At 64.2% G+C, this 17,450-nt stretch carries 12 protein-coding genes; 8 read left to right on the top strand and 4 right to left on the bottom strand.

From position 1 onward, the window contains the following. Window positions 1–4: 4 nt before the first annotated feature. On the bottom strand, window positions 5–1,774 hold the full coding sequence (locus tag C8N35_RS02015) for a GMC family oxidoreductase (protein ID WP_107987950.1): 1,770 nt from the start codon (window positions 1,772–1,774) through the stop codon (window positions 5–7). Window positions 1,775–1,777: 3 nt separating this feature from the next. Continuing rightward, complete coding sequence (locus C8N35_RS02010) at window positions 1,778–2,479, bottom strand: gluconate 2-dehydrogenase subunit 3 family protein (RefSeq protein ID WP_107987949.1); 702 nt, start codon at window positions 2,477–2,479, stop codon at window positions 1,778–1,780. Between the two features lie 374 nt (window positions 2,480–2,853). Between C8N35_RS02010 and C8N35_RS02005 the strand changes: the two genes are divergently transcribed. The 3 genes from C8N35_RS02005 to C8N35_RS01995 all read left to right on the top strand — a co-directional run bounded on the left by C8N35_RS02005 (window position 2,854) and on the right by C8N35_RS01995 (window position 6,858). After that, window positions 2,854–4,146 carry a DUF3422 family protein gene (locus C8N35_RS02005; RefSeq protein WP_245926622.1) on the top strand — a complete coding sequence of 431 codons (1,293 nt, stop codon included), beginning with the start codon at window positions 2,854–2,856 and terminating at the stop codon, window positions 4,144–4,146. Between the two features lie 341 nt (window positions 4,147–4,487). Next, entirely contained in the window at window positions 4,488–4,964 is a 477-nt protein-coding gene (locus tag C8N35_RS02000) for a MarR family winged helix-turn-helix transcriptional regulator (protein WP_107989015.1), read from the top strand. Then, window positions 4,954–6,858, top strand: a complete 1,905-nt coding sequence (locus tag C8N35_RS01995) for an FUSC family protein (RefSeq protein WP_107987947.1) — start codon at window positions 4,954–4,956, stop codon at window positions 6,856–6,858. The genes C8N35_RS02000 and C8N35_RS01995 overlap by 11 nt, the downstream gene beginning before the upstream one ends. A gap of 140 nt (window positions 6,859–6,998) precedes the next feature. On the opposite strand, the gene C8N35_RS01990 is transcribed toward C8N35_RS01995, so the two are convergent. Further along, window positions 6,999–7,403 carry a c-type cytochrome gene (locus tag C8N35_RS01990; RefSeq protein ID WP_107987946.1) on the bottom strand — a complete coding sequence of 135 codons (405 nt, stop codon included), beginning with the start codon at window positions 7,401–7,403 and terminating at the stop codon, window positions 6,999–7,001. Between the two features lie 438 nt (window positions 7,404–7,841). After that, window positions 7,842–8,789: a LysR family transcriptional regulator gene (locus C8N35_RS01980; RefSeq protein ID WP_107989014.1), complete on the bottom strand. Its 948-nt coding sequence runs from the start codon at window positions 8,787–8,789 to the stop codon at window positions 7,842–7,844. Between the two features lie 460 nt (window positions 8,790–9,249). Between C8N35_RS01980 and C8N35_RS01975 the strand changes: the two genes are divergently transcribed. The 5 genes from C8N35_RS01975 to C8N35_RS01955 all read left to right on the top strand — a co-directional run bounded on the left by C8N35_RS01975 (window position 9,250) and on the right by C8N35_RS01955 (window position 17,129). After that, on the top strand, window positions 9,250–10,746 hold the full coding sequence (locus tag C8N35_RS01975; RefSeq protein ID WP_107987944.1) for an FAD-linked oxidase C-terminal domain-containing protein: 1,497 nt from the start codon (window positions 9,250–9,252) through the stop codon (window positions 10,744–10,746). A gap of 450 nt (window positions 10,747–11,196) precedes the next feature. Continuing rightward, window positions 11,197–12,441 carry a glycolate oxidase subunit GlcE gene (glcE, locus tag C8N35_RS01970; RefSeq protein ID WP_107987943.1) on the top strand — a complete coding sequence of 415 codons (1,245 nt, stop codon included), beginning with the start codon at window positions 11,197–11,199 and terminating at the stop codon, window positions 12,439–12,441. 47 nt (window positions 12,442–12,488) lie between these two features. Further along, the gene (locus C8N35_RS01965) at window positions 12,489–12,857 is read left to right on the top strand and encodes a DUF4870 family protein (RefSeq protein WP_107987942.1); all 369 of its coding nucleotides are present in this window, start codon (window positions 12,489–12,491) and stop codon (window positions 12,855–12,857) included. Window positions 12,858–13,167: 310 nt separating this feature from the next. After that, a complete protein-coding gene (glcF, locus tag C8N35_RS01960) occupies window positions 13,168–14,532 on the top strand; it encodes a glycolate oxidase subunit GlcF (protein WP_107987941.1) in 1,365 nt (454 codons plus the stop codon). Window positions 14,533–15,581: 1,049 nt separating this feature from the next. After that, window positions 15,582–17,129: a hypothetical protein gene (locus tag C8N35_RS01955; RefSeq protein WP_107987940.1), complete on the top strand. Its 1,548-nt coding sequence runs from the start codon at window positions 15,582–15,584 to the stop codon at window positions 17,127–17,129. The last annotated feature ends 321 nt before the right edge of the window (window positions 17,130–17,450 follow it).

Raw genomic sequence — 17,450 nt, 5'->3', positions numbered from 1 at the left:
CCGATCAGACCAGCGGCCGCGGATTGGCGAGGTAATCCTTGCGGATCGCCGCCGCCGACCAGTAGGCGAGGCCGCCGAGCGCGCCTGTCGGGTTGTACTGGATGTTCTGCGGATAGGCGGAAGCGCCCATCACGAACAGGTTGTGGCAGTCCCAGTGCTGAAGATACTTGTTCAGGACCGAGGTCTTGCGCTCCGCTCCCATGATCGCGCCGCCCACGTTGTGGGTCGACTGGTAGGGGCGGACGTCGTACTGCGAACCGTCCTTCTTGTAGCCGGACGCGATCATGTCCGGGTTCATGGTCTCGGCGATCTCCTCGATGCGTGCCTTCATGAACTGCGTCATGCGGATGTCGTTTTCCTTCCAGTTGAAGGTCATGCGCATGAGCGGCCGGCCGTGGCGGTCGGTGTAGGTCGGGTCGAGGTCCAGGTAGCAGTCGCGGTAGGACATGTTGGAGCCGTGCGAGCCGATGGCCATGGAGCGGCCGTACCATTCGCCGGCCGCTTCCTTCCACGCCTTGCCCCATTTGGGCGTTCCCGGGGGCAACGGCATCGACTGGATCGGCCGGCCGTTGGTCTGCCCGGCGGTGATGTAGGAGCCGCCGATGAAGCCTTCCTTGGCGAAATCGATCTGGCTGATCGAGTAGTCGTCGATCGAGATGCCGTTCGATCCCGTTCCGATGAACGGGTTGAACTGCTTGTCCTTGAAATAGAGCCGGGTGCCGCCGGTCATCTGGTAGGCGTAGTTCTTGCCCACCACGCCTTCGCCCGTCGCCGGGTCGTAGGGCTGGCCGATGCCGGAGAGAAGCAGCAGATGCACGTTGTGCAGCGAGTAGGCGCACAGGAGCACCAGATCCGCCGGCTGAAAAACCTCCTCGTTCGCCTTCTCGTCGAAATAGGTGACGCCGGTGACGGTCTTGCCGTCCTCGGCCTTCTCGATTTTCAGGACTTCCGAATTGGTCTTGTAGGAGAAGTTCGGCTTGCGCTTCAGCGCGTCCAGAATGCAAACCTGCGGCGAGGACTTGGAGTAGTTCAGGCAGCCGAAGCGCTCGCAGAAACCGCAGAAGTTGCAGGGCCCGAGCTGCATGCCATAGGGGTTGGTGTAGGCCTCAGACGCGTTGGCCGACGGTCTGGGGAAGGGATGCAGCCCCTTGGCCTTGGCGGCCTTGGAGAAGAGATCCGCGTCATAGGTGTGCGGCAGCGGCGGCATCGGATAGTCCGAGGAACGCGGCGCCTCGAACGGGTTGCCGCCTTCGACGATCTCGCCGTTGAGATTGCCCGCCTTGCCGGAAATGCCGGCGACCTTCTCGAACTGGTCGAAATAGGGCTCCAGCTCCTCGTAGGTGACGCCCCAGTCCTGGATCGTCATGCCCTCGGGAATGATGTCGGCGCCGAACGTCTCCTCGACATAGGAGCGCAGCCGGTATTCCGGCTCCTGCGGCCGCCAGTTCTGGCCGTTCCAGTGCGCGCCTGCACCGCCCACGCCGTCGCCCGGCAGGAACGAGCCGAGATGGCGATAGGGCAGCGCCGTGTCGTCGAGGCCGTGACGAATGGTCAGCGTCGACTTGCGCGGCTTCTGCATCAGCCCGTAGCGGATGCCGTATTTCAGCTCGTCGATGATGTTGGGATACTGGAAGTCCGGCACCGTGTCGCGGTCGTCGCCGCGCTCAAGGGCCAGAACCTCCAGTCCCTCCTGCGCCAGTTCCATCGACATGATCGCGCCGGTCCAGCCGAGCCCGATGACGACGACGTCTTTCCTGGGATCTTGTCTCGCCATGGCTCAGGCCCTCTCGCCGGAAATGGAAACGGGGCCGAGCGGATACTCGGCATTGTAGTTGTTGACCCATTCCGCGTAGCTGCCGCGCGCGCCCGGAAAGCCGATATGCACCCAGGCCTGCATGCCCTGGTTGCCGCCGTACATCGGGTCGGCGAAGTAGCCTTCCTTGGTGTTCTGCAACAGGAACGAGAAGAAGTCGCGCAGCTCCGGATCGAGCTTGACCCCGCCCTTCTCAAGCGATGTCAGCGCCGCGTCCTGGGTTTCCGCGTCGAGCTTCTCGAAGGCGTCGCCGTGGGTCTGCTTGCACCAGTCCTGGAAGACGGGGATCGCCTTGCGATAGATCTCGGCGGGTGCGAGAGGGCTCTGGAAACCGAGCAACGGATTGGCGTCGGCCTTGTAGGGGCCTTCCATGTACCAGTCGGCCGCCTTGCCGAAATCTCCCGCCATCTGCAGGTCGATGAAGACGGGTACGCGCGTTTCGATCGCTCCGGGGCCGGTGCCGTCGGAGGGAATGAGTCGCGCGCAGGCCGCCAGGATGAAGCTCCATTCCGCAGCGTCGAAGTAGACGGGCTTGTAGTCTTCCAGACTTGGAAGTTCGGCTGCCTTAGCGTGTGGCAGGCCGATCGGAATGGAAGTAACCGCCGCACTCGCGACAGTCGCCTTCAGAAAGCTTCGACGGGATGGGCGTCCGGGAAGATCTACCATGGGCATGTTCCTTTCAGCTATGAAACGCCGTTTGAAGGGGCGTCCATTCGCAGTAACAAACAGGCCGAATACCAGTGGGGAAGAGCGGGGGTTCCGTAGGTGGCGGGATGTTCACTGCGTGACAATTTGACGCCGGCATGTGACGTCTTACCGCACATCCAGCCTGGTTTTCAAAATTATTTTTGTTCTAAGGTGGATTTTGGAGAATGACTTCGCGGCGATAAAGGCTTGTCGTGCAAGGGGCACGGTGAAGGAGGGGCATGGCCGATATCCGCAACGCGTTGTATTCGTAGAACGTACCGGGTGACAGTTGGTTCCCGAACGCCCATTATCCCGGCTCTTTTTTTATCGCACTTGCAAATAAAGGGCTGGTGGTGGCCGAGAACGACGATACTGCGGGCTTCGCGCCGCATCCCCTTCGCCGGGCGCTTCTGGGCGAATTGCATGCGCGGCCCTTCCTGCCCGTGGAAACGCCCCGCACCTTCCTGCATTACGGTTTCACAACCGACGACGAGGCCGCCGCGGTCGACCGGGCGTGGTTTGCCGAGTTCTGTCGCGCGCATGGTTCGGCCGGCCCGAATGCCGAAACGCGCCACCACGTGCTGGCCTTTGGCGGCGGCGCGCTGCGCTGGGAAAGCCATGCGGAATTCACCACCTATACTTGGGACGGAACGGCGTCGGCGCGCACGGGAACCCCGTTCGCGGACGAACCCGATGGATCGCCGTTTGGTCGCGATTTTCGTGCCCCCGGGCCGCTCATCGTCGCCACGCGCCTCGATCTGATCGACGCGGATCAGGGATGCAACTTCGACGCGCTGTTCGATCCGGCCAGCCTCGCGGCTTCCGAGATCGTCGGCGGCGGACTGATCGCGGCGACTGACTTCCGCCCCGACGGCCATGGTCTGACGCGCATTCTGGTGATCAACCGGGGCGAGGCGCCGCAAGCGGTGGGCGCAGCGTGCCAGCGGTTGCTGGAGGTGGAAACCTATCGTCTGCTGGCGCTCATGGGGCTGCCGGAGGCGCAGCGGCAGGCGCCGCAGATCCGCCGTATCGAGACCGGGCTCTCCGAGATCGCCGACGAAATCCGCACCAGCGCCGGGCTCGATGCCAACGAGGCGCTGTTGCAGCGTCTCACACAGTTGGCGGCCGATCTGGAGGCGGGGGCCGCTGCGTCCGCCTATCGCTTCGGCGCCAGCCGCGCCTATGACGAGATCATCACCCAGCGCCTTGCCGCCCTTGGCGAGCGCGCGCTTGCCGGCCGCTCCACCTGGGCGAGCTTTCTCGCGCGCCGCCTGCGTCCGGCCATGCGCACCTGCGAGACGACGGAGGAGCGCCAGGCGAACCTGTCGCGCAAGCTGGCGCGCGCCGCCACGCTGCTGCGCACCCGGGTCGATGTCGAACTGGAAAGCCAGAACCGCAACCTGCTGGAAGCCATGAACCGCCGCGCCCGCTTGCAGCTGCGTCTGCAACAGACGGTGGAGGGGCTGTCGGTCGCCGCCATCAGCTATTACGTCGTCGGCCTGCTCGGCCACCTGTTCGAGGGGGCGGAGAAGGCGGGGGTGCCGCTGTCGACCGGGCTCGCCCAGGCGATCTCCGTGCCCGTGGTGGTGCTGATGATCTGGTATCTCGTGCGCCGCATCCGGGCACACCATTCCGATCTGGAGTAGCGGGCGCACAGGCGGGCTTGCGGCCGTTTGCGCCATTCTCCCGGCAAGGCAGGCGGGTGGCCGCTCGCGCCCGGGGCATCGTCTCCGTCCCGCTGGTCGCACCGTCTCCCGCCGCGTTCTTCTCCAGATCCCGTCTCTCTCCCGCGCGCGGCCGGCTCTCCATCGGCCGCCAAGGTGCCGTTCGCTTTGCCAATTTTCCCGGTTTCCCGGGCCCCAGGCCCTTCTCAAACCCGCTCATCCCCGGTTCTCCCCGCATCCCGCAGGCTCCGAGCCAGGCACTTTTCACAATCGTTGGAATTCAAATTGCTTGTATCCAAATTATCTGCATGATGCGCGACATCATGACAGATCCCGCTCTTTCTTCCCGCTTGCGGTTCGGCCTCGAGCTGGTGCTTGTTGCACGCCGTTGGCGGCGCATTGTCGACCAGCGCCTCGCCGCGCGCGGCCTCTCCGACGCGAGCTGGACGCCGCTTGTCCATCTGGCGGTCGCCGGCGACGGCATCACCCAGACAGAACTGGCCGAACGAATCGGGCTCGACGGCTCCTCGCTCGTGCGCACGCTCGATCGGCTCGCGGGGCAGGGGCTCATCGAGCGCCGGCTCGACCCGGGCGACCGGCGGCTGCGCCGCATCCATCTGACAGAGGCCGGCCGTCAGGCCACGCGGGCCATCCGCGAGAAACTCACTTCGGCGGAGTTCGAACTGCTCGCCGATTTCACTGACGACGAGCTTGCCGCGCTGCTCGACGGCTTCGACCGCCTTTCGCAGCGCATCACCACGCTCGAGAAAAACGAACACGGCTCCACGAATGAAAATTGAAACATCGGCGCTTGCCGGCCGTCTGATCGGCTGGGGCTTCGACGTGCCGAAGCTGCGCTTCACGCTGCGCACCGCCATCGCCGCATGTCTGGCGCTGCTCATCGCCTTTCTTGTCGGGCTTGAGCATCCGCAATGGTCGGCAATGACGGTTTTCGCCGCCGCCCAGCCGACCCGCGGCCAGATCCTGGAGAAGAGCGTCTTCCGCTTTCTCGGCACGCTCGTCGGCGCATTGGCGGGGCTGGCGCTGCTCTTCGGCGCCGGCGGCAATGCCTGGGTCCTCGTCGTCGGCCTCAGCCTGTGGATCGCGCTGAGCGTGGCCGCCGGCAATCTCTTTCGCGGCTATCTCTCCTACGGCGCGATCCTGGCGGGCTTCTCCGCCGCAATGGTGGTGCTGCTCGCCCAGGCTCATGTCTATACGCCTTTCGCGCTCGGTCTCGACCGCGTGCTGACGGTGCTTGTCGGGGTGCTTGCGGCCTCGGTGCTGGGCTATCTCGCGACGCCCTCGGTGTCGGAAGGCGACACGGTCGGCCGTCTCAGGCGGCTGGGGGCCGACATGCTGGGCGCGGCCGCGGCGAGGTTGCGCGGCGAGGCGGCCGATACCGGCTTCCTGCTGGCGGCCGCCGCCCAGATCGACGATACCCTGTCGGCCTATGCCGCCGGCTCGCTGCGCGCGCGCCGTCATGCGGGTGTGCTGCACCGCCGTCTGATCGCGCTCACCGACACGCTGTTGCTTTGCGCCTCCGGGGTGAGTGAACCCGATCCGGCGACTGCCGGCCGCCTGACGGCGATTTCCGAACGTCTTCACCGGCAGGCCAATCCGTCCGGACTGCCCGACGATGTGCGCGCGGCGGCCGATGGTGCGGTGGATCCGGTCCTGCGTGAGGCGCTGACCGTGCTGGCCAATGCGGTCGCCAAAGAGCCGGGCGCCACAGAACCGGGCGCTGCGGTGGCCACCGAAGCGGTCGTGGAGCAGCACTGGGACTGGGTCGGCGCCCGTCATGCCGCAATCCGCGCCTTCTGCGTGCTGCTCGGCCTCGGGTCGCTATGGGCGGGCACCGGCTGGCAGGCGGGCCCCTATATGATGCTCGGCGGCTCGGTGATGATCTCGATCTTCTCCACCTTCGACGATCCCGCCTGGATCATGGCCCGGCTGCTGTTCTGGCAGGTCTGGGGCGCCGCCGCATCGCTGGTCCTGAAATTCGTGCTCTGGCCGCTGGCGGGCTCGGAGTTGCAAACGGTGCTGCTGATCATGCCTGTGCTGCTGGTGGTGGTGCCGCTGATGAGCCACAAGCGGACTGGCGTCGGCTCCATGGATTACGCCATGGTTCTGTTGCTGATCTCGCAGCCGCGTTATCCGTTCGTGGCCGGGTTCATACCCACGCTGGAGCAAGCCATCGCTGTCGTCGCGGGCCCGGTGATCGCCTATTGCGCCTTTCTGGTCATATTCCCGACCAACGCGCAACGGCGGATGAAGGGGCTCGCTCAGGTGATGCGCGGCGAATTGCGGGCCATGGCCTCGGCGCGCACGGTGGTGGGCAACGCGGTCTTGTGGCGGGCGCGGTTCTGCACGCGGCTCTTGAAGATGATCGGCTGGAGCGGCAAGACAGCCTCGGCCCGCGATGCGGTGCAGGAGGAGGGTTTTGCCGTCCTCGGGCTTGGTCAGGCGATCTATCTGCTGCGCGGCCTGCGCCACACGACGGCCGTGGCCGACGGCACGAAGCGCGCCGGAGACGTCGCTCTCACCCGCCTTGCCCGCGATGCCGGGCGTTCGCCGGCGACCCTTGCCGCCATCGAACGCACCACCCGCCGGCTGGAGGCGGATGCCCCGGAGCTTGCGGCAAGGCTGCGCCGCTACACCGGCCCGGCCATGCGAGCGCCCGGCGAAAGCGGTTAGAGCGCTTTCCGATCAAACGGACCCGTTTGATCGACAAGAATATGCTCAAGGGTTCACCGACGGCGCGCTAGACGAAAGAAGCCGAGCCCAGGACATGGCCTGAAGCCCGGCTTTCCAAATGGCGGTTGGCGGGCGACGGCCTACTTTTTCGAGCCGTCCTCGTTGAACTGGGAGAGATACGCGACGATGTCGGAGATGTCGTCGTCCTTCTTCAGTCCGGCGAAGGCCATCTTGGTGCCCTTCACGAGATCGCGCGGCTTGGGCAGGTACTCGTGCAACAGCTCGGCCGACCACACGTCGTGGGTCTCGCCGAATTCCGTCATGCCCTTGGAGTACTTGTAATCGGGCGCGGTGGCGATCTTGCGTCCGATGATGCCGTTCAGCTCCGGACCGACCCGGTTCTTCGCATCGGGGCCGATCATGTGGCAGGCCTTGCACTTCCTGAAGACCTTTTCTCCCTTTGCCGGATCGCCGTCAGCGAGCGCCGCCGTAGCCGTAGCCGTGGCCAGCAGCGCCGCGCCAGCGATGACAATCATACGTTTCATATCGCATTCTCCCGTTTCTTTGCTTGCCCGTCGCACTCCCTCTGGAGCCGTGTGACGGCCGGTTAGCACATACTTTTCCCGGATGACTTGATGAGCGTCAAGAGTTTGGATCTATTCCAAAACGTCTATGTGATTGAGAGCCGCCCTCCCGATCGGACCTGACACCAGTATTCCGCATGTCTCGCGACCCTGCGGCACATTGCCGCCGTCATCAGTCAAATCGGAAAAGACGGCCAAATCAGAACAGACGAAGTGTGCCCGGGCAATGGTACTGAAGAACGGCTTGCCGTCGATAATGTTCCATTCCTCCAGGTCATCTCTGTGTGGCTCGAATGAATATTCGAACGGGTTTTGAAATGAAACCGGAAAGAACTGCCGGCACCCGAGGCACGTGGTCATGACTGCGGGATCATAAGACTTTGCCTCCTTGCGCGGCGTCTATTCCGCGGCGGTCGCCGTGGCGGGAGACTGGGAGATCAGATCGCGAAGCCCCTTGTCCCAGTAGGGCTCCGGCCCGTAGAGCCCGGCCAGATAGTCGATGAAGACGCGCACCTTGGCCGGCAGGAAGCGGCGCGAGGGATAGACGGCATAGATCGCCACATGCCTGGAGGCGCGAAAGGCGGGCAGCACCACCTTCAGCCGACCCGAGCGCAGGTCCTCGCCCACGTCCCAGGTGGAGCGCAGCGCCACGCCCACCCCGGCGCGCACCGCCTGCAGCACCACCTCCGATGAATTGGTGTGCAACCGCCCTTGCGCGCGCACCGTGACCGGGCCCTGAGGCCCGTCCAGCCGCCACGGGTCCTGGTTCGCGGCCGCCAGGCAGGTGTGGCGGGCCAGATCGGCGATGGCCATCGGTTCGCCGTGGCGTTCCAGATAGGCGGGCGCCGCGCACAGCACCCGGTGATTTCGCGCGAGCCGGCGGGCAACGAGGCTCGAATCCGAAAGCTCCGCGATCCGAACGGCCAGATCGTAGCCCTCGCCGACGATGTCGACGAAGTCGTCGGAAAGCTCCAGATCGAGGGAAAGATCCGGGTTGGCATCGAGAAAGGCGAGCAGATGCGGCGCGATGTGCTTGCGCCCGAACGACGTGGGAGCCGCCACCTTCAGCCGGCCGCGCGCCAAGCCGGAGCGCCGCGTGACGAAGGCGTCCGCCTCCTCGACCTGCGCCAGGATCGCGGTCACCCGCTCGAAATAGCCCCGCCCGGCTTCCGTCAGCGCGATCTGCCGGGTCGTGCGCTGCAAAAGCCGCGTGCCGAGCCGGTCTTCAAGCCGTCTCAGCCGCTTGGAGACGACGGCCGGCGAAAGCCCCATCTCGCGCCCGGCCGCAGACATGCTGCCCGCCGTCACCACCCGCGCGAAGATTTCCATATCCGCGAAATCGTTCATGCCCCTCCGCCCGCGCTTCGCAAGGCCGTTCGCGTTTCCAATCGGCCTCATTTTCAATTCTCGGGAAAGAATAAGCGCACGGCGCGCCTCTTGTCTCCGGTCTTTCGCGCGATCTTTGCGTCCTCGCCCCGTCCTCGCCCGCGGTTTGCGAAACTGCGGAAAAACCGGAGACTGATCCCTCCACCGTCATCACCCGGTTTCGTCCGGGTGATCCGGCGCTCGCCGTTCATGCCGCCCCCTCCTTCCGTCATTGCCCGGACAAAGCCGGGCAATGACGGAAGGAGGGGGCGGCGGCGGTTCGGCCAACTTTCAACGACAGGGAATATATGAAAATGCGCATCGGCGCTGCCGCAACGGTACACATGTCTGGGCCGAACCTGTATTGAAGAAGCGGTATTGAAGAGCCCCGTTCGAAGGTCGGTCCCGGGAAACCGGCGTTGACGGGGCAAGGGAGGATGCCATGTCGGGGCTGAAAATGCCTGAGGCGAATCGGGACGTGCTGTCGCGCCGGGCGGAAATCGTGTCGGCGCTGCGCGCGATCGTGCCCGGCGAGGGTGTCATCGACGCGCGAACGGAAATGCGCGCCTACGAGACCGACGCGCTCACCGCCTATCGCCAGATGCCGCTCGTCGTCGTGCTGCCGGAAACGGTGGAGCAGGTCTCGCGCGTGCTGCGCTACTGCTTCGACAACGGCATCAAGGTCGTGCCGCGCGGGGCGGGCACCTCGCTGTCGGGCGGTGCGCTGCCGCTGGAAGACGGCGTTCTCCTGTCGATGATGAAATTCAACCGCGTCCTCGACATCGATTATTCAAACCGCGCCGTCGTCACCCAGCCCGGCGTCACCAATCTCGGCATCACCCGCGCGGTGGAGCACGAGGGCTTCTATTATGCCCCCGATCCTTCCTCGCAGATCGCGTGTTCCATCGGCGGCAACATCGCGGAGAATTCCGGCGGCGTTCATTCGCTGAAATACGGGCTCACCACAAACAACGTGCTGGGCCTTGAGATGGTGCTGATCACCGGCGAGGTGATCCGCCTCGGCGGCAAGCATCTGGATGCCGAGGGCTACGACATGCTCGCCCTGATGACGGGTTCGGAGGGGCTTCTGGCCGTCGTCACCGAGGTGACCGTGCGCATCCTGCAGAAGCCGGAGACGGCACGTGCCGTGCTCGTCGGCTTCGCCACCTCGGAAAGCGCCGGCCGCTGCGTGGCCGAGATCATCGGCGCCGGCATCATCCCCGCCGGCATGGAGATGATGGACAGGCCCGCTATCCACGCGGCCGAGGATTTCGTCCATGCGGGCTATCCGCTCGATGCGGAAGCGCTGCTGATCGTGGAGCTCGACGGCCCGGAGGCCGAGGTCGATCACCTTCTGGGCGAAGTCGCGGCAATTGCCCGGCGCAACGGCTGCACCTCCTCGCGCACCTCCACCTCGGAGGCCGAACGTGCCACCTTCTGGGCCGGCCGCAAGGCGGCCTTTCCCGCCGTCGGCCGCATCTCGCCGGATTACCTCTGCATGGACGGAACCATCCCGCGAAAGGCGCTGCCGGAGGTGCTTTCCCGCATGCAGGATCTGTCGAAAAAGCACGGCCTCAGGGTCGCCAACGTCTTCCACGCCGGCGACGGCAACCTGCACCCGCTCATTCTCTATGACGCCAACAAGCTCGGCGAGCTGGACGCCGCGGAGGCCTTCGGCGCCGATATCCTGAGGCTTTGCGTGCATGTCGGCGGGGTGCTGACCGGCGAACACGGCGTGGGCGTGGAAAAGCGCGACCTGATGGGCGAGATGTTCAATGAAATCGATCTCGCCCACCAGATGCGCGTGAAATGCGCCTTCGACGACCGCCAATTGCTGAACCCCGGCAAGGTGTTCCCCGAGCTGCACCGCTGCGCGGAGCTTGGCCGCATGCACGTTCACGCCGGCGCCCTGCCGTTTCCCGATATTCCGAGGTTTTGAGATGGGCAGACGCATGACGCGAGCCCGTCTCGCAACCCGTGAATGCCGGCAGGGGCCGCCCGCATCGTCTCGCGCACCACTCCACCGAAGTCGTCATCCAGGGCCCGTCCCCTTGCTCCCCTCTCCCCCCTTGCTCCCCTCTCCCCCCTTGCGGGGGAGATGTCACGCTCTTCGCGTGACAGAGGGGGGGAACGCCGCTTGCGCCGATCGTGCAGCTCACCCACGCAAGGCGCTACCTCCTCCGGCCTGTCATCCCCGCGCAGGCGGGGATCCAGCAACCACAGGGTCGCGCGGTTCTTGCCTCCGGTCTGGCAACACGGAGTGCTGGATCCCCGCCTGCGCGGGGATGACAATGGAGCGCGGAGCGGGCCCGTGCCCCTCCGATCCCATGCGTCTGCCCTTGCCCGTACCGTCTCCCGTGCCAGCTTTTTCACGTGTGGAGGTCCCGTCATGACCGCTCCGGGCCCCGGCCCCGCTCCCGACCGCCATTTCCGCCCGCTTGACGCCGACGGCGTGCGCGAGGTCGTTGCCTGGGCGGCCGCCGAGGGCCAGCCGCTGGAAGTGATCGGCACCGGCTCCAAACGCGCGCTCGGCAGGCCCGTGCAGGCCGCCCATGTGCTCGATCTCTCCGCCATCTCCGGCGTTGAGGCCTACGAGCCGGCCGAGCTCGTCATCACCGCCAAGGCGGCGACACCGCTTGCCGAGGTCGAGGCGCTGCTGGCCGGGGCGGATCAGGAATTCGCCTTCGAACCGATGGATTACGGCCCGCTGCTGGGGCTCGAGCCGGGGCGCGGTACGCTGGGCGGCATGCTGGCCACGAACCTTTCCGGCCCCAAGCGGCTGAAGCATGGCGCCGCACGCGACCATGTGCTCGGCATCCACGCCGTTTCCGGCCGGGGGGAGATCTTCAAGTCCGGCGGCACGGTGGTGAAGAACGTCACCGGTTACGATCTGTCGCGCGGGCTCGCCGGCTCCTGGGGCACGCTGGCCGTCACCACGTCGCTGTCGCTGAAGGTGCTGCCGGCGCCGCAGACGGAGGCGAGCGTGCTCATTGAGGGGCTGGAGGACGATGAGGCGGCGGACGCGCTGTGCCGCGCGATGGGCACCTCGGCCGAAGCCTCCTCCGCCGCGCACCTGCCGCAAGGCATCGGATCGCGGCTTGCCGTCGACGGGCTGTCGCTCGATCGTCCGGCAACGCTCATCCGACTGGAAGGCTTCGCGCCCTCGGTCGACTACCGTTTCGAGGCGCTCGCGCACCTCATGAAGCCGCTCGGCCCCGTCACGCGGCTGGAGGCGGAGCCATCGCGTGCGCTGTGGCGCGCGGTGCGCGACGTGCGCCCCTTCTGTAGCGATGCGGCGCCGGTCTGGCGCGTGTCGGTGGCGCCGGCCTCCGGCTCCGATTTCGTCGCGACGCTGCGCGAGAATTGCGAGGCCGACGCGTTTTATGACTGGTCGGGCGGCCTTGTCTGGCTCTCGATGCCCGATGGCGACGCGCATGCGGCGGAGGTGCGGTTCGCGGTGAGCCAGGTCGGCGGCGGCCACGCCACGCTGGTGCGTGCCGATGCGGCGACGCGCGCCAATCTTGCCGTCTTCGAGCCTCAGGGTGCGGCGCTCGCCGCCCTTGGCCACAGGCTCAAGGCGCAGTTCGATCCGGTGGGCATTCTCAATCCCGGCCGCATGCTTGCGGGCGCGTGACGCGGGCCGGCCGGAACGATGAAGATCAGAGAGAGGGAGTTTCGCACATGAGCATGCAGGAAAACGGCGGCGCCGAGAGCTACATCCAGCCTGGCGGCAACAACATCATGCTGGTCTACATCCTCTATCTGGTGTCGTTCATCACCGGCGGGCTCGCCAGCATCGTCGGCGTGGTCTTCGCCTATCTCAATCGCGGCAAGGGCGCCGCCTGGGCCGATACCCACTACACCTATCAGATCCGCACCTTCTGGCTCGGCCTGCTTTATTCCGTGATCTGCGTGGTGCTGGCCTTCATCGCCATCGGCTTCCTGCTGATGTTCCTGGTGGCGGTGTGGGTGATCGTGCGCTGCATCAAGGGCCTTCAGGCCGCCAGCCGCCGCGAGCCGATCGCCGATCCCGAAACGTGGCTGGTGTGAGGGCAGGGGCAGATGTCGGTCGGACGCGGGGTTTGCTCCATGCACGATTGTCATCCCCGCGAAAGCGGGGACCCAGTAACCGTTGCGGCTCCAGCCTTTTGTCGGGAAGGAGAGGCGCCGCTCTCCGTCATCGCGTTGCATCGCAGGCATCCCGGTTACTGGGTCCGGCTCTCCGGTTCGCTGCGGCCGGGATGACACAGTTTCGGCCGCAGGCGGAAGAAGCGCCCATCCGCATGCGTTGATGCGACGTTTCTCAAACCGGACAGATGATCAAACGACCACGCATTCCAACACCACAAGCGCCAGGCCCATGCAGACCAACTTCTCCCTCGCCCAGCTCGCCGACGCGGGCATCGCGGAATCGGAACAGATCCTGCGCAAGTGCGTCCATTGCGGTTTCTGCACGGCGACGTGCCCGACCTTCCAGCTCCTGGGCGACGAACTGGACAGCCCGCGCGGCCGCATCTACCTGATCAAGGACATGCTGGAAAACGACCGTCCGGCCGATGCCCGCACGGTCAAGCACATCGACCGCTGCCTCTCGTGCCTGTCCTGCATGACGACGTGCCCATCGGGCGTGAACTACATGCACCTGGTCGATCACGCCCGCGGCTATATCGAGGAAACCTACCGCCGCCCGGCGGCCGACCGGGCGCTGCGGCGCGTGCTGGCCTTCGTGCTGCCCCATCCGGGTCGCTTCCGCGCAGCCGTGGCCGCCGCCTTCTGGGCAAAGCCGCTGGCGCCGGTGTTGCGGCATCTGGGGGCGACCGGGCGCCGGCTGGCGGCGCTTCTGTCGCTGGCGCCTGCCCGCGCCGCGCCGCGCGGCCGCATGTCCGGCCCCGCGAGCTTCGCACCGCAGGAAGCCTCGCCCCCCGCCGGGCGAAAGGGCCGCGTGGCGCTTCTTTCCGGCTGCGCGCAATCGGTGCTGGCGCCCTCCATCAACGAGGCGACCATCCGTCTGCTGAACCGTGCGGGCGTGACGGTGGTGCTGCCGGCGGGCGAGGGCTGCTGCGGCGCGCTCGTCCACCACATGGGCCGCGAGGCGGATGCGCTCGCCGCCGCGCGCGCCAATGTCGATGCCTGGTGGGCGGAGATCAGGGGCGAGGGGCTCGATGCCATCCTCGTCACCGCGTCGGGCTGCGGCACGACGATCAAGGATTACGGCCACATGCTGCGGGGCGATCCGGCCTATGCGGAAAAGGCCGAAACCGTCTCCGGCCTCGCGCGCGACATCACCGAATACGTGATGAAACTGGAACTCGGGCCCCCAGCTTCCGCCCCCCACAAGCCCGCCGCCGCCCCGCACAAGCCCGCCGCCGCGCCGCTTGTCGTCGCCTATCATTCGGCCTGCTCGATGCAGCACGGCCAGGGCATCCGCGAGGAGCCGAAGACCCTGCTCGCCATGGCCGGCTTCCAGGTGCGCGACGTGCCCGAAGGCCATCTGTGCTGCGGGTCGGCCGGCACCTACAACATCCTCCAGCCGGAGCTCGCCACCCGTCTTCGCGACCGCAAGCTTTCCAACATCGAAAAGCTGCGGCCCGACCTCATCGCCACCGGCAACATCGGTTGCATGACCCAGCTTGCCAGCGGCACGGACATCCCGGTCGTCCACACCGCCGAATTGCTGGACTGGGCCCACGGCGGCCCGAAACCGGCGGCGCTGGAGGGGCGGTAGGGCAATTGGCGGCGGGAAGGTGCCGCCCGTGCCGGGAGCGGGAGGGGGCAAGAGGGGCGGGCCGCGCTTCAAGGGTCGAGCGTCAGGGGAGCGAGCCTCGCTGCGGCCCATCCTGATGAGGCCCGAAAATGGTATTATAATACGCAAGTTCTGCAATACAGGGGTTTATCTCTGTAGAGAACCACAGGCACGATTGTCATCCCCGCGCAGGCGGGGATCCAGTAACCACAAGATTTTCTTATGGAATTGAACCGCGGCCCTCACGGGGTGCTGGATCCCCGCCTGCGCGGGGATGACACTCAGGAGCAAGCCGCGCAGGATGACATTGTGTTTGTTGATGCTTCCACAGAATGAGCAACACACTCAACGTCATTCTGAGGAGGTTGGCCCGTAAATGGTATCGGGTTATGCGTTTTCGGCTATTCTCCCTCATGCCCCTCCGTCGTCATTGCCCGGCGAAGTCCGGGCAATCCATCGCCAGCCGCAGCATTCGGGGTGCGCGCTGGATCACCCGGACTTCGCCGGGTGATGACGGTGGAGCCGGGTGATGACGATGGAGGGGTATGAAGGCGCATAAAACCCGAGGCGAAGAACCAGCTACTAATTTCGGGCCAGGCTCTGAGGAGGCCCGAAAGGGCCGTCTCGAAGGATGGGCCGCAGCGGAAACACCCGCGATCCCCTTCCGCCAACCCAAGAAACGCCCCGGACGCGGCGCGCATTTTTCCTGTCACGGGAACGGGGCGAGGGGGGCAAAGTCAGGCGGTGCGATACGGGAGGGGATGGCGACGAGGTGAGGCAGGTGACTCCGGCAAGCAGGGGGCTGCTTTGCGCCCCCATGTCTGTCATTCACGATTGTGCCCCCAGCTTCCATAACCGGCAATTCGCTGGGCCCTGCGCCACGGTCCGGACTCGGCGGAAAGCGAGCTTTCGCTGCAGGATATGAAACAAGCGATCGAACCATCGAAAGCGGGCATTAAACTACAGCATTCTTGTTCGATATTTAAGCTGAGCAGTGTTCAAACACAGCGCCTAATTGCTATATATGTACGATGAACGATGAGAAGCTGCAAAATCTTGACCCCGGTAAGGCGGAGGACGTGACCGCCACCGAGAAAAAAAGCGTGCCTAAGTGGAAACAAAGGGCGCGCAAGCTGGTTTGGCCGCTTCATGCCCGCTACCCCAATTTCATCCCCAACCCTTATGGTGAAGAAAAGGCCTACTACCGCGAGCTTGATGCGGAAACCAACGCAAAGTCAGCCCTCGATGAGGGAGTGTCGCTCCGGCTCGGCTGTATCATGGTCAGTGAGATATTCGGTCCGAATGAGATCGATACTTTATACGACGGCCTTGAGAAGATCGGCTGGGACAGAGCAATAACGCCGGTTCGCGATGACTCAAATATCGATTGGCTCAAAAAGCAGCGCCTCTACGGCAGTGAAGGTCGCATGCCGCTCGGCTGGATACACCGGCCGGAAGAAGCCAAGAGATATATCGGCGTCCGATACACGGCGGAATTTCCGAAGCAGTTCTCATCTCTTCTGGTCACTATTTCGCAGTTAACGCCTGCAACTACCTGCTTAAGTGTCGGATTTGTTCTCACTGACGAGGCTGCGCTCGAATATGCAAATGCGATTAACGAGCCTGCAAAGACCACCCGTGTTCCTATCCGGCGCTCTAGGGCGTACTCAATCATGGGCGTAGAACACGTGAAAGAAGATCGTGTCCGGCGCGTAAGGCAGAAATACCGAAACATTGGTATCGACTGGTTGTCGAAGAATTTCCCGGGATTCTTCAGCGAGTATTGCGAAAATAGCCAGTTCCCAACGGCAGAATTTCTTTCTTTGGAAGGATTTACGCCATTCGACAAAGAGGCTCCCAGAGACCGAGATTGGGAACATTGGTCGTGCTTCATCAATATCGAACATGACTTCGGTAGTTGGACGTGTTCATCAGTGCCGTCTTTGAAGTTTTCTTTTGATTCAGCGCGGCGCGACAAGACCCCCAATCATATGACCGTAGCACTTCGCTGGGATACATTAAGCGATGAGGATTTGAAGTGCTACGGCGACGACTCCTTGGGTAGCCAGACGTATTTTGCCAGTGAACGGCTGGAAGGCATCATCGCCAGATATGCGCTTGCGAGCTATCTTCGTGAGTTACTTCGGAGCCTAAAGGAAACTCGTCAGTCCTTGTCGGTGCGTTCGAAAGCGCGTCGTTCGACAAGTGAGGTCGAGAAGATTAGTGCGTTCTTCAGACGATCCGTCGGCGTGCCATCTATCGCGCGCGAGGTTCTGGCACTCTCCGAGAACGATGCATCCTTCCGGTGGAACGCCACTGGTTTTACCCAGCAAAGTCATCGGGATGAAGAAAAGCCACATGAAATCAAGGAAGTCTTAAAATCTTTTCTTGGTCGGCTCTCGCGAAAGCTTCTTGAAGAAGATCGGGACACCCGTGAATTCCTAAACCAACTTTCTTCAGCTATGGGTACCAAAGAAAGCATCGCGGCTCAGCGGCGCATGGAATGGGTTGCGGTATTCGCAATGGCTGCAGCTGTGATTTCGGCTATTGATGCGATCTACACAATGTTTTGCATATGAAGGTCTCCAAGCAAGAATAAACCTGATTGAGATGGCGGGTGGCCACTTAGGGCGAGGAAATAACTTAAGTATTTTTCGAATATCTCTTTTCGGTACGCTATATCGCAGCAACTGCGAATAGGACAATTGTCTGCTTGGGGCCGAAACCTACCACCGTCCGGATCTGCATAAATGTCCGCTCCGGCGATATGTTGCTTGAAACCCGCCAGTCCCCTCCCGGCCAAATTCCTGCCGCCTGAGCGCATGTTACCCACCTTCCCGACTAGCCCAAAAACTGCCTTTATCCACCCGATTTCATCCACACACTTTAAACCAACATAA

Source organism: Breoghania corrubedonensis (genome assembly GCF_003053845.1).
Classification (GTDB): domain Bacteria; phylum Pseudomonadota; class Alphaproteobacteria; order Rhizobiales; family Stappiaceae; genus Breoghania; species Breoghania corrubedonensis.
The sequence above is the reverse complement of the archived record's forward strand: the minus strand, read 5'-3'. Positions and strand labels throughout refer to the sequence as shown.